The following is a 12,932-nucleotide window of genomic DNA, read 5'->3' as shown; positions in this document are numbered from 1 at the left end:
CGACGCTGGTGCAGCAACAAGCTCAGGACCGACCAAGATGTTGATTTCTCCTGCTCAGACTCGCCGCCGCTTCCTCGGGACAGCCGCGGCTGCCTTCGGCGCGCTGGTCGCCAGCGGATGCCGGATGGCGCGCTCCGGGCCGCTGGTGGCAGATGCTAATTTCTATGGCCCGCTCATGCCCGATCCCGCTGGCGTGCTCGATCTGCCGGCCGGCTTTACCTACCGGGTTCTCTCGCGTCTGAACCAGCCGATGAACGATGGCGAGCGGGTGCCCGACAAGGCCGACGGCATGGGTTGTTTCGACCTTGGCAGCGGCAGGATCGCGCTTGTACGCAACCACGAACTCAGCGCACGGGACCAGGCAGGCGGAACTTTGGCGAGCGGCTATGCAACCGCCGCAGATGGCCGGGTTCTGCCTGGCGGCACGACCACCATCGTTCTGGACGCCAGCACTCTGGCGGTCGAGCGGCAGTTTCGCAGTCTGGCTGGCACCATTCGCAACTGTTCGGGCGGGGTGACGCCATGGGGCAGCTGGCTGACCTGTGAAGAGCCGGGCGGATCGGTTTTGTCACAAGCTCCCGATCACGGGTACGTTTTTGAAGTGCCCGCTGCCGCCACCGGTCTGGTCGATCCCGTCCCGCTCAAAGCGATGGGCCGCTTCAATCACGAGGCCGCCTGCGTCGACCCCGTGACGGGCATCGTCTATCTGACCGAGGACCGGGATGACGGCGTCCTTTACCGCTTTGTGCCCCGCGCCCCCGGCCGCCTCGCTGAAGGGGGACGACTTCAGGCGTTGCGCGTCACCGGAGGGCTGGCCGACAGCCGGAATTGGGGGGCAGCCGTGCTGCCGGTCGGACAGCGGCTGGAAGCACGATGGATTGACCTTGACGATCCCGAGGCGCCGAAGGACGACCTGCGCCTTCGCGCCGCGGCGCAGGGTGCGCTGCTGGTCGCGCGGGGCGAAGGCATTCACTGGGGCACCGACGAGTTGTACATCTGCTCCACCAACGGCGGAGCCGCAGAGTGCGGGCAAATTTTCAAGCTGGTGCCGGGCAGGGGTCAGCGACCGGATATGCTTGAACTGTTTTTTGAGTCGACCAGCCCGGTGCAGTTCAATTACGGCGACAACCTGACCGTTGCACCGAACGGACACCTGATCGTTTGCGAAGACCAGTACAGCGAGGCGGTGGACAATCACCTGCGCGGCATAACGCCAGCGGGGCTGCCCTATACGTTCGGCCGCTTGCGCATGCAGACCGAATTGGCAGGCGGGTGTTTTTCGCCTGATGGAAAATGGTTCTTCGTCAACGCCTACAGCCCCACGCTGACTTTGGCGGTAACCGGACCTTGGTAACCGGGGCTCGGGGGGAAACCGCCACTGCTGCCATTCGTTGAAAGTCATAGACGATCACTAACGGGGAAAAGATCATGGGATCATCCGGCGATAATTCGAAAACCGCCTTGGTGCAGGCGCTGAATGGCGCGCTGGCCGACCATCTGGCGCTCTACGTGAAGACTAAGAACTTTCACTGGCACGTGTACGGTCCGCGCTTTCGCGACCTGCACCTTCTGTTCGACGAACAGGCAAAGCAGCTGATCGGGCTGGTCGACATCATCGGTGAGCGGGTGCGCAAGAACGGGGAAAAGACGCTTACTTCGATTGGTTCTGTTGCCGCGCATACCCGTATAGCCGACGAGGATGACGCCGAACTGCCGCCGCAAAAGATGGTGGAGGAGCTGGTGACGGCGAACCGCAAGCTGCACGAGCGGCTGGTCGAAGTGAAGCTGGCCAGCGAAGAGGCCGATGATTACGCCACCAACGGCATGGTCGATGACTGGATCGATCAGACGGAAGAGCGGATCTGGTTCCTGTCGCAGAACCTGAAGTGAGCGCGACGCCGACCATTGTCGAAAACGCTTCTTCCGATCAGATTGCCGACTGGCTGAGCGAGCGGATCGGGCAGCGGCTTGCCAGCCGCTCAGCACCTGTGGCGATCACGGTTCCAGGCGGTGCGACGCCGTTTCCCATTCTGGAGCGGCTGGTGGAGCGGGGGGTTGCGATGGATCGTCTGCTGGTCTGGTCCAACGACGACAGGGAAGTCGCAGAGGACCATGAGGCCAGCAATACCGGGCGGATCCGCCGCCTGCTGGAACCGGCGGGAGCGGAGGTGGTGACGCTTTCGATCATGGAGCAGGTGCCGCGGTTCGACCTCGTCTGGCTGGGTATGGGGGCAGACGGCCACATCGCGTCCCTGTTTCCGAACACCGATCCCACGGTGGACGATACGCAGCGCATCCGGCGGGTCACGCCCGACCCGCTCCCACCGGACGCGCCGTTCAATCGGATCACCCTGACCCTGCCCGCGCTGCTCAACAGTGACGAAATCGTTTTCGTGATCAAGGGCGAGGACAAGCGCGCCGTGTTTGACGCGGCGGCGGCAGGTGAAAACGACCTGCCGGTCGCTCGCCTGCTGGCGGCCGCAACGCAGCCGGTCACATGTTTCGCCTGATCCCGCGACCGCTTCACCGTTTGCTGCTGCGGGGCGCGGATCGCGCTCGCCGGGTGGCCTTCCGCATCCTGCGACCTCACCTGCGCAGCGTATCGGTTATCGGCACCACGCCAGATGAGCGCCTCTTGCTGGTCCGTCTTACCTATGGCGCGCGCAAGTGGACCTTTCCTGGCGGCGGGATCAGGCGCGGCGAGACGCCGGAGAGCGCCGCCCGGCGCGAATTGCGGGAAGAGACGGGCTGCGAGGTCGATGGCCTCCGCCTCGTCTGCAGTTTCGAGGAACAGGTGCTCGGCACTAGCTCTACGGCGTGGCTGTACACCGGCAACCTTTTATCCCTTCCCAAGGCAGATGAGCGGGAAGTTGCCGAAGCGCGCCTGTTTCCGCGCCATTCACTCCCCGAACCGCTCAGTGCCCGCACGGCCCGGCGGCTGGAACTGTGGCGCCAGGACCGGGGGCGCGAACGCCAAAGCTAGAGCAGGGAAAGCTGCGCTGCCCGTGCGGACTTCTCCTTGCGGGTGCCCGGCTCTACGCCTTCCAGCGACGACAGTGTCATCCCCATCAGCCTGACTGGCAGCGGCAGGGGCAGCATCTCTTCAAGCAGTGCGTGGCCGATGGCGGTGAATTCCGCCTTGCCAGTCACGAGGTGCGACAGGGAGCGGGCGCGGGTCACGAGCTGGAAGTCATTGTACTTGAGCTTCAGCGTTACGGTCCGCCCGCGCGCGCCATTGCGTTCGATGCGTTCCCACACAATGTCAGCGATCTGGTCGAGCGTCGCATGGAGAGTGGAGCCGCCCGAAAGGTCTTCGCCAAAGGTGCGTTCGCCGCCTACGGATTTGCGAACGCGGCTGGAACGAACGGGCCGGTGGTCGACACCGCGTGCCGCATGGAACAGGTATTCGGCGAAGCTGCCGAAATTGGCGCGCAGAAACGGCATGTCCTTTCCGGCGAGGTCCGCTCCGGTCCGGATGCCGAGCCGATGCATCTTCTCCTCTCCGCGCGGACCTACGCCGTGAAAGCGGCGAATGGGCAGGCCCTGCACGAACGCGGCACCTTCGCCCGGCCGGATGACACAGATGCCGTCGGGCTTGTTCTGGTCGCTGGCCAGCTTGGCGAGGAACTTGTTGTAGCTGACCCCGGCGCTGGCGGTGAGCTGCGTTTCGGCGCGGATGGCGCGGCGGATCAGCTGTGCGATCTGTGTCGCAGATCCAATCCCCTGCTGGTCGTGGGTAACGTCCAGATATGCCTCGTCCAGGCTCAGCGGCTCAATCTGGTCGGTGTATCGCTCGAAGATGGCGCGTATCTGCACCGAGACCGCGCGATAGACGTCGAACCGGCTCTTGCAGAACACAAGATCGGGGCAAAGCCGTTTGGCCGTCACCGACGGCATGGCGGAACGCACGCCGAAACGCCGCGCTTCGTAACTGGCAGCAGCGACGACCCCCCGCCCGGTCGACCCGCCTACGGCGACGGGCAGGCCGCGCAAGGCGGGGTTGTCGCGCTGCTCGACGGAGGCGAAGAAGGCGTCCATGTCGATGTGGATGATCTTGCGCAATGCTGCGTTCGCCACCACTTCCGCCTCGACCGCGCTCATCACCGGAACACTTATAGAACAAGGTCGCACCTGATGGAACAGGGTGGGGCAGGGAACATTTTGTGCAGATGCTAACACGGGCGGCGCCGGACAGATCAGCCAACTCCGTTTCGCCGCGCGGGGGCATTGGAGAGCGATCGCTCATCTTCATGATGGCGTTCCTGATGGCGTTGAATGCTTATGGCATCGATGCGATGCTGCCCGCGCTGGACGAACTTGCGGCCGATCTGGGCGCGGCGGGGAACAGCCGGCAATTCGTGATCGGCGCCTACCTCATCTCGGCAGGTTTAGGCGCCCTGGTTCCCGGGAGTTTTGCCGACAGATACGGGCGCCGGCCGGTGCTGTTCGTCGGTTTGTTCGCCTATATCGCATTTTCCGCTGCCTGCTCGGTGGTGGAGGATTTCACCACCCTGGTTGCGCTCCGCGCCCTACAGGGTTTCAGTGCCGCCGCGATCATCGCGTTGCCGCCTGCCATCATCCGTGACCGGGTTGGCGGGGACAAGATGGCACGGATGATGAGCACGATCTTCGTCATTTTCCTGATCGTGCCAGCGATCGCGCCAACCATCGGGCAGGGTATCGTGCAGGTAACCGGCAACTGGCGCTGGATCTTCGTCAGCATGGCGGCGGCCGGCTGCGTCATGGCAATATGGGTATACCGCGAACTGCCCGAAACGCTGGAGGAGGCGAACCGCCAACCTATCCGGGTGGGCATCATAGCGCGCAACATGACCCACTCCGTCACCCTGCGCGAGACGATCGGTTACACGCTTGGCAGTGCGCTGGTGTTCGGGGGACTGTTCGGGTTCATCAACTCCTCGCAGCAACTGATCGGTGAATCCTTCGGCGCGGGAGACAAGTTTCCCTACATCTTTGCCTTCTGCGCGGCGTGCATGTCGATTGCCAACCTCGCCAACAGCCGCATCGTGGAGCGGTTCGGCGCCCGGCGGGTCAGCCACACCGCGCTGTTCGCCTTCATCGCCGTGGCGGGGGCGCAGCTGTTCTTCGCAATGGACCCGGATGAAACCCTGTGGACGTTTGTCCCGCTGATGGCGGCGAACATGGCGCTGCTCGGGTTTATCGGGGCCAACTTCGGCTCAATCGCCATGCAGCCGTTCCACCATATCGCCGGGGCGGCGAGTTCGGCGCAGAGCTTCCTGCGCCTGACCACAGGCGCGGCGCTGGGCGCCCTCATCGGCTTCCTGTATGACGGAACCGCGCGCCCGCTGGCGTCGGCGCTGCTGATTACCGCGGTCGCCAGCCTCGTCTTTGTGTTGTTCTCCGAACGAGGCGAGTTGTTCGGTGCGCCTGATCCGGACGATGTGGAGGACGGGGTCGAGGGAGCGCCGGTACGCTAAACGCCAAGCCGGTGCGGCTTCTACTCCGCGGACGGTACCACCACCGCCAGCAGCGCCTCGACCTGCACCTGGCTGCCTTCGGCCGCCTTCAGTTCTGTCACCGTCCCATCGAAAGGCGCGGTGAGGGCATGCTCCATCTTCATCGCCTCGAGCACCATCAGCCGCTGCCCGGCGGTAACGTCCTGCCCTTCCGCGACGTCGACTGCGATGACCTTGCCCGGCATCGGCGCGATAATAGCGCCGTCGGCGGCGGAGGCTTGGCCGGTCCCGTGCTTGGCTAGCGAAATCGCATACCCTTCGCCGTTTTCGAACCAGGTGAACCCGGTATCGCTCCGCTCAAAGCCTGTTCCATGCGGCACCGGAACGGACGCCATGTCGTCGACCCAATCAACCTCATGGGCCAGTCCATCGACATAGATCGTCGTGCTGCGTTTGGGGTGGGCGTTCAGTCGGATGCCCTGCATCCGCTCACCGCCACCGAACCACGTAGGGGTGGCGCGTTGAAAGTCCTGCCGGAGAAGCTTCATCGCGTTCGCGAGAGAAGTTCGTGACAGCGGCGGCTTATCGGCAAGTTCTGGATGGTTGCCCAGCAATGCCGTAGTCATCGTCCCAGCCACGAACGCATCAAGCGCCAGTACGCGATGCAGGAAGGCCGCATTGGTCCTGACAGGCTGGATGCGGATGTCGGCTATAGCCGCCTGCAGAGTTTGGATCGCCTCTCCGCGATCACTTTCTCGCACGATGACCTTGGCAATCATGGGATCGTAGAACGGAGTGATCTCGTCGCCCTGACGAACGCCCGTGTCGATACGGGTGTCATCGCGGTGTGTCGGGACATCGAACGTCTCGAGCGCGCCAATGCTTGGCAGGAAGCCCGTTGCCGGGTCTTCCGCATAGAGCCGCGCCTCGATGGCGTGGCCGTTGATCGACAGCTCCTCCTGCCGCTTGGGCAGCGGCTCGCCGCTTGCGACCCGTAGCTGCCATTCGACCAGATCGACCCCGGTTATTTCCTCGGTGACGGGGTGTTCGACTTGCAGCCGGGTGTTCATCTCCATGAAGAAGATGCGGTCGGCGCGCAGGCCTTCGCTGGCATCGGCGATGAATTCGATCGTGCCCGCGCCCTCGTAATCGACCGCCTTGGCCGCGCGCACGGCGGCGGCGCAGATGGCCTCGCGGGTGGCTTCGTCCATGCCGGGGGCGGGCGCTTCCTCGATGACCTTCTGGTGGCGGCGTTGCAGGGAGCAGTCGCGCTCGAACAGGTGGACCACGGTGCCGTGGCTGTCGCCGAACACCTGCACCTCGATATGGCGGGGCGAGGTGATCCACTTTTCCAGCAAAACCTCGTCGTTGCCGAAGCTTGCGCGCGCCTCGCGCCGGCAGGACTCCAGCGCGGCGTCGAACTCGGCGGCGCTATCGACCTTGCGCATCCCCTTGCCCCCGCCGCCCGCGACCGCCTTGATGAGGACGGGATACCCTATGACCTCGGCCTCCGCCGTAAGCCGTTCGGCCGACTGGTCCGCGCCGTCATAGCCCGGCGTCACCGGTACGCCAGCGCGGCGCATCAACTGCTTGGCCGCGTCCTTCAACCCCATCGCGCGAATGCTTGCGGGCTTGGGGCCGACCCAGATCAGCCCCGCGTCGATCACGGCCTGTGCGAAGTCGGCGTTCTCGGAGAGGAAGCCATAGCCCGGATGGATCGCATCCGCGCCGGTCTGCTGCGCCGCCGCGATGATCTTCGCGCCCACCAGGTAGCTCTCGGCAGCGGGCGAGGGACCGATATGGACCGCTTCGTCCGCTGAACGCGCGTGCAGCGCCTTGGCATCGGCATCGGAATAGACCGCAACCGTTGCAACGCCCATCGAACGGGCAGTGCGGATGATGCGGCAGGCGATCTCGCCCCGATTGGCGATGAGGAGTTTGCGGATCATTCCGTGCCACTAAGGAGGTGCGACGGAAAAGAAAACCGCCCGCCGCAGGAGCCCAGTGGAACCCGGACGGGAGGAAGTATCGGCGGCCCACAGCGCGACACAGGCATGCGACTGGCTCAGCCCGTCAGCGTGATTACCGCAGGCTTACCAGCCCTTCATCGGCTGCAGCTTGTCCCGCGTCCATCGGGGCATTGGTTCGGGCCGCTCGGGCCGGTTCCACAACGCCTCCACGAACGCCGCCGCCACATGGCCCAGCTTTGCCGGCTTGCTTACCACCACACGCCGGTCCCATGCGTTCTGTCCGCGGGCGAGCACCTTGTGGCCGATCGCGCCGTAAATCCGCGCGGCGGACAGCACGGCCCAGCGTTGCCGGAACTTGAGCTTTCGCGCGCCATACCGCGCCGCCGCGATGTGCTGGTCCATCATGCCGATCATCCGGGGCATGATGGAGGCGAGCACGAAGCGGTTCTCCGGACGGGCGTGCTGACCGGGAGCGAGATCCGCCTCTGCCAGCCATTCCTGCGGCAGATAGCAACGGCCCGCCGCATCATCCTCCACGATGTCGCGGGCGATGTTGGCCAGCTGGAACGCCAGGCCGAGATCACACGCCCGATCATAGGTGTCGAAATCCTCGCCCGGCACACCCATGACCCGCGCCATCATCACCCCCACCGCACCCGCGACGTGATAGCAATAGCGCATGGTGTCACCCTCGGACCGGGGCTGCCAGCCGGTCGCGTCCAACGCGAACCCGCCGATCACGTCATCCACCATCTCGCGCGTGATGCCGCATTCCGCGGCAACCACGCCCAGCCCGTCGAAGGCGGGATCGGCGGTCGGCAACCCATCGAGCGCGCGGCGGGTCAGAACGCGGATGGCCTGCACCCGGTCTTCCTGGTTCTTGGCGTTGCCCAGTGTCCCGCCCATGTGCTGATCGTCGGCGATGTCGTCGCACCGGCGGCACCAGGCGTACAGCAGCCAGACCTGTTCGCGCGTAGGCCGATCGAACAGTTTGGAAGCGAGTGAAAAGGATCGCGAACCTTCCTTGATCGCGTCCTCCGCCTTCCAGATCAGCGCATCCCGGTCGCGCCCACCGCCTGCACGGGCAGGGGTTTCGCGCAGCACACGCGAGGGCGCGAGCATCCGGGGGGTGCCGGCCGGGGTATTCACAGTTCGCTCGCCTCCATCTGGAAGATCGGCCGGTGCGGTTGGTGTGCGGCCATGCGGTCCAATAGCTCGCCCAAGCTGTCCGCCACCTTGATGATTTCCTGATGAGCGGGGCGCACGAACCCCACCTCGGCCATGTGCCGGTTGAAGGCGATGAGGTGGTCGAAGAAGCCGAACGTGTTGAGCAGGCCGACAGGTTTCGAGTGATAGCCGAGCTGCGCCCAGCTTACCGCTTCCCACAATTCATCCATGGTGCCCACGCCGCCGGGGAGCGTGATGAAGCCATCCGACAGGTCGGTGAACAGCTTCTTACGCTCGTGCATGCCGCTGACGAGGTGCAGTTGGGTGCAATCGGTGTTGGCCACCTCGCTGCCCGCCAGCGCTTCGGGAATGACGCCGATGACCTCCCCCCCGGCATTCAGGGCGCCGCCCGCCACCGCGCCCATCAGGCCCAGCCTGCCGCCGCCATACACCACCCCGATGTTCCGGCGCGCGAGTTCGGCCCCCACGTCGCGCGCAAGCATCATGTAGCGTGCATCGGCTGGCGTTGCCGAACCGCAGTAAATGGCAAGACGCCGCATCGTCATTGAACCAGATCCTCCACCATCAGCTTGGCCGTCGCCTTGGCGCTACCCACTACGCCGGGAATACCTGCGCCTGGGTGGGTTCCTGCACCAACAAGGTAAAAATTCTCGATAACGCTGTCCCGGTTGTGACCGCGGAACCACGCGCTCTGCCACAGGACCGGCTCGAGCGAGAACGCGCTGCCGACGTGGGCATTGAGATCCTGCGCGAAATCCTTGGGCGCGTAGGAGAACTTGGTGACGATCCGTTCGTGGATGTCCGGGATGAGGCGGCGGCCAACTTCGTCCAAAATCCGCTTTTCCAGCACGGGGCCGACCTCGTCCCAATCGATCGTCAGCTTGCCCATATGGGCCACCGGCACCAGGGCGTAGAACGTGCTCATCCCCTCCGGCGCCATGGACGGGTCGGTGACGGTCGGATGATGCAGATAGATCGAGAAGTCTTCCGGCAGAACGCCATGGGTATAGATATCGTCGAGCAGCCCTTTGTAGCGCGGCCCGAACAGGATCATGTGGTGCGGGATACCCGGCCAGGTTCCTTTGAGGCCAAAGTGAACCACGAACAGGCTGGGGGAATAGGTCTTGCGTTTCAGAGTGCGGGCGTAGGATTTGCCGCGTTGCGTATCGCCCAGCAGGTCGCGGTAGGAATGCATGATGTCCGCATTACTGGCAACGGCATCGAACCGCTCCTTCCAGCCCGAGGCGGTTTTCACCTGCTGCGCGCGGCTGCCCAGAGTTTCGATAGAGACCACCGGGTCGCCCAGCCTGAAGGTGCCGCCCAGCCGTTCGAAATGACGGATCATGCCGGCAACCAGCCGGTTGGTGCCGCCCTTGGCCCACCATACGCCGCCATCCTTTTCAAGCTTGTGGATGAGGGCGTAGATGGCGCTGGTCTTCATCGGATTGCCGCCGACCAGCAGCGTGTGAAAACTCAGCGCTTCGCGCAGGCGTTCATTCTCCACGAAGCTGGACACCATCGAATAGACGGAGCGGTAAGCCTGGTTCTTGGCCAGCGCGGGCGCCGCCTTGAGCATGGATTTGAAGTCGAGGAACGGCACGTGACCCAGCTTCACGTAACCTTCACGCCAAACCTCCTCCGAATAGGCCAGAAACCGCTGATACCCGGCGTTGTCAGCGGGGTTCAGCTTGGCGATCTCGGCATGCAATTGGGCTTCGTCGTTGGAGTAGTCAAAATTTGTCCCGTCCGGCCAATTCAGCCGGTAAAACGGTTTCACTTCAATCAATTCGACATCTTCGGCCATGTCATGCCCAGACAGCGCCCACAATTCCCGCAGGCAGTCGGGATCGGTGATGACGGTGGGGCCAGCGTCGAAGGTGAACCCGTCCCGCTCCCAGAAATAGGCGCGACCGCCCGGCTTGTCGCGCCCTTCGACCAGCGTGGTCGCGATGCCCGCACTCTGCAGCCGGATGGCCAGGGCAAGGCCGCCGAAGCCCGCCCCGATGACGCAGGCACGCTTGCGGGAAGAGGTGTCGTTCGCCTGACTGGCGCTGTCCGGCGAGCGGCTGATGCGGGTGGCCGCGAGAGTGTCAGACATGAAACTGTTCCGATCTATCAACTAGGGATGGGGCGACTAGGGGTGGGGACTGACTGGCTATGGCCTGGAGGGCGCGTGTAATCCGCACCGGCGGCTTGCCCGCCAGGACGCGGGCACGGTCGGGCCATGTGGACCGGGCGGCATAGAAGCGTTCGATCAGCGGCTCCGACAGACGATAGAAGCGCTGGAACACGCGATACCGTTCTGCCGGGTTGGCCGCGCCAAACAGCATTTGGCCCAGCAGGCGGTAGAAACCGGTCGCGTGCCAGTGCCGCTGCGCTTCCCTTTCAAGCAAGCTCGCCAATGAAACATCCTCCCTGTCGACAGCCTGCGCGACGAGATTGGCGATGCGGACCGCCTGGGGCAGGGTGTAGCTCGTCAGAGGATGGACGAAACCCCCGCGAGCACCGGCAACGGCGACCCCGGAGGTGCGCTGCGCCGCCTGGAAGGCCGCGAAGTCGCCGCCGGTTATGACCGGCAGGACACCAGTTTCTTCATCCAAGGCCCGCCCCGACCAGCCGTGTTCGCCCACGTAGTCGGCGATGCGGACCCGTAGTGCGGCTTTGTCCAGCCGGGGTGTGTCGGCGTAGTACGTGTCCTCCAGAAACAGCCTGTCAGGGCCGAGCGGCAGGAGGTACATGAAACGATAGGCGCCTTCCTGTGCTACCGTTGCATCCATGATGACGGGGCCGACCAGTCCGTGCGGGCGGTCAAGCTGCCATTCCTGGCCCAGGAACACCTGCCAGCCGCCAGTCAGCTGCGGCGCGTCCTTCAGTCCACGGCAGTCGATCACATGACGCGCGTTGATCCGTTCGCCGTCGGCCAGGGATAGGCCGGCGGCATCCAGGCTGGCAACAGGACGATGGGTCAGGATGCTGCCCTGGTTCAGTTCCCGCTCCAGCGTACGGGCGAAATCCTCGCTGGCAAGCGAGTTGTAGCTGGCGCGCAAGGTGCGGCGGTAAGCCGGGAAATGTACCTCGTAGCTGCCGGGCCACGAGGTGACCGGAAAGACGCCGATCAGCCCCTCTCCGGCTGGGTCAATATCGCTGCCGAACCAGCTCCAGCGGTGCTTGCCGCCCAACCGGTCCCCGCCTTCGATCAGCGCTATGTCGAACTGCGGATGACGCCGGGCGACAGCAAGCGCGATCAGCCCGCCCGCTAACCCCCCGCCGGCAATCGCGACATCCACACTGCGCTCGGTCATCGCTATGGCAAGTAGGGACGAAGCGGGCGAAGGGCAATCGGCAGCGCCGCCGGATTGACGCAGCGGGGCGGAACAAGCCATCAGCCGCTCGGTTGTTGAACAAACTCGGACGGGGATGAAGATGATGCGGGCGATCGGTTGGACATTTTGTGTTGGCGGCCTTGCCCTTGGGCTTGCATCGCCAGCATCGGCGCAGGACGCGAGCGTTCCTGGGACAACCGCGGATGTACCCAACGAGGCACTGGCGCAATTGCCCGGTGACACCGTGTTCGACGGAGATTACCTGACCGTGGGCTTGGGCGCAGCTTACGGGGCAAGCTATTCCGGGTCGGATGATTATATCGTCTCGGTTCTGCCGCTGGTTCAGGGCAGCATCGGTGATGTCGATCTCAACCCGCGTCCAGCGGGGCTGGCGCTGGACTTCATCCCCGACACGGCGACGGGGCCGAACTTCTCCCTAGGTGTCGTCGCCCGGCTGAACCGGGACCGGGTCAACCGCATCAAGGACGAGGTCGTCGCCGCCTACGGGGAACTCGACACCGCTATCGAAGTCGGCCCAACAGCCGGGATCAGCTTTCCCCGCCTGCTCAACCCGTTCGACAGCCTCAGCTTCAATGTCGATCTGGGGTGGGATGTGCTGGGTGCCCACAATGGCATGACCATCGCACCGTCCATCTCCTACTTCACGCCGGTCAGCCGCGCGGCGGCCGTGTCGCTTTCCCTCAGTACGAAGTATGTCGATGACGACTATGCGCAGTATTACTACTCAGTCCCCGCCGCCAACCCCGCCGTGCCTTTACAGTCCCTGCCGGCCTTCGATGCCGGCGGCGGGTTCGAGGATGTCGGCGTCAATCTCCTCGTCGGTTATGATCTCAGCGGCGATGTGACCGATGGCGGCCTGGCGCTGGTTGGTATCGGCGGGTATTCCCGGCTGCTGGGCGACGCCAAGCGCACGCCGTTCACCAGCATCCGGGGCGATGCCGACCAGTGGTTCGTCGCGGTCGGCATCGGATACACCTTCGGACTGTAGCGCG

General features: G+C 64.4%; 12 protein-coding genes. 6 read left to right on the top strand and 6 right to left on the bottom strand.

All coding sequences use genetic code 11. The annotated features are described in order from the left end of the window. Positions 1 to 37 precede the first annotated feature (37 nt). From LHJ54_RS00930 to LHJ54_RS00915, 4 genes are all read left to right on the top strand, one after another. The gene (locus LHJ54_RS00930) at positions 38 to 1,354 is read left to right on the top strand and encodes an alkaline phosphatase PhoX (protein ID WP_228241758.1); all 1,317 of its coding nucleotides are present in this window, start codon (positions 38 to 40) and stop codon (positions 1,352 to 1,354) included. A 74-nt stretch (positions 1,355 to 1,428) separates the two neighbouring features. Beyond that, entirely contained in the window at positions 1,429 to 1,890 is a 462-nt protein-coding gene (locus tag LHJ54_RS00925) for a Dps family protein (protein ID WP_228241756.1), read from the top strand. Next, entirely contained in the window at positions 1,887 to 2,510 is a 624-nt protein-coding gene (locus LHJ54_RS00920; RefSeq protein WP_228241754.1) for a 6-phosphogluconolactonase, read from the top strand. Before LHJ54_RS00925 ends, LHJ54_RS00920 begins: the two co-directional genes overlap by 4 nt. Continuing rightward, positions 2,498 to 2,983 (top strand): NUDIX hydrolase, encoded by a 486-nt coding sequence (locus tag LHJ54_RS00915; protein ID WP_228241752.1) that lies wholly within the window; start codon positions 2,498 to 2,500, stop codon positions 2,981 to 2,983. Before LHJ54_RS00920 ends, LHJ54_RS00915 begins: the two co-directional genes overlap by 13 nt. Here LHJ54_RS00915 and dinB read toward each other — a convergent pair. Continuing rightward, positions 2,980 to 4,101 (bottom strand): DNA polymerase IV, encoded by a 1,122-nt coding sequence (dinB, locus tag LHJ54_RS00910; protein ID WP_228241751.1) that lies wholly within the window; start codon positions 4,099 to 4,101, stop codon positions 2,980 to 2,982. The two genes, LHJ54_RS00915 and dinB, sit on opposite strands and share 4 nt — an antisense overlap. 68 nt (positions 4,102 to 4,169) lie before the next feature. Between dinB and LHJ54_RS00905 the strand changes: the two genes are divergently transcribed. Beyond that, positions 4,170 to 5,459 (top strand): multidrug effflux MFS transporter, encoded by a 1,290-nt coding sequence (locus LHJ54_RS00905; protein ID WP_228244249.1) that lies wholly within the window; start codon positions 4,170 to 4,172, stop codon positions 5,457 to 5,459. 20 nt (positions 5,460 to 5,479) lie between these two features. Here the strand turns inward: LHJ54_RS00905 and LHJ54_RS00900 are convergent, their stop codons facing one another. The 5 genes from LHJ54_RS00900 to crtY all read right to left on the bottom strand — a co-directional run bounded on the left by LHJ54_RS00900 (position 5,480) and on the right by crtY (position 11,898). Next, entirely contained in the window at positions 5,480 to 7,387 is a 1,908-nt protein-coding gene (locus LHJ54_RS00900; protein ID WP_228241750.1) for an acetyl/propionyl/methylcrotonyl-CoA carboxylase subunit alpha, read from the bottom strand. 144 nt (positions 7,388 to 7,531) lie between these two features. Beyond that, positions 7,532 to 8,530 (bottom strand): phytoene/squalene synthase family protein, encoded by a 999-nt coding sequence (locus LHJ54_RS00895; protein WP_228244248.1) that lies wholly within the window; start codon positions 8,528 to 8,530, stop codon positions 7,532 to 7,534. 23 nt (positions 8,531 to 8,553) lie between these two features. Further along, the gene (locus LHJ54_RS00890; protein WP_228244247.1) at positions 8,554 to 9,135 is read right to left on the bottom strand and encodes a TIGR00730 family Rossman fold protein; all 582 of its coding nucleotides are present in this window, start codon (positions 9,133 to 9,135) and stop codon (positions 8,554 to 8,556) included. A gap of 2 nt (positions 9,136 to 9,137) precedes the next feature. Continuing rightward, on the bottom strand, positions 9,138 to 10,694 hold the full coding sequence (locus LHJ54_RS00885; RefSeq protein ID WP_228241749.1) for a phytoene desaturase: 1,557 nt from the start codon (positions 10,692 to 10,694) through the stop codon (positions 9,138 to 9,140). Beyond that, positions 10,687 to 11,898, bottom strand: coding sequence for a lycopene beta-cyclase CrtY (gene crtY / locus LHJ54_RS00880; protein ID WP_228241748.1), 1,212 nt, complete (start codon positions 11,896 to 11,898; stop codon positions 10,687 to 10,689). The genes LHJ54_RS00885 and crtY overlap by 8 nt, the downstream gene beginning before the upstream one ends. Positions 11,899 to 12,013: 115 nt before the next feature. On the opposite strand from crtY, the gene LHJ54_RS00875 reads away from it, so the two are divergent. Continuing rightward, positions 12,014 to 12,928 (top strand): MipA/OmpV family protein, encoded by a 915-nt coding sequence (locus LHJ54_RS00875; RefSeq protein ID WP_228241747.1) that lies wholly within the window; start codon positions 12,014 to 12,016, stop codon positions 12,926 to 12,928. Positions 12,929 to 12,932 lie beyond the last annotated feature (4 nt).

Source organism: Porphyrobacter sp. GA68 (assembly GCF_022605525.1).
Taxonomy (GTDB): domain Bacteria; phylum Pseudomonadota; class Alphaproteobacteria; order Sphingomonadales; family Sphingomonadaceae; genus Qipengyuania_B.
This window is presented reverse-complemented; position numbering and strand designations above follow the sequence as displayed.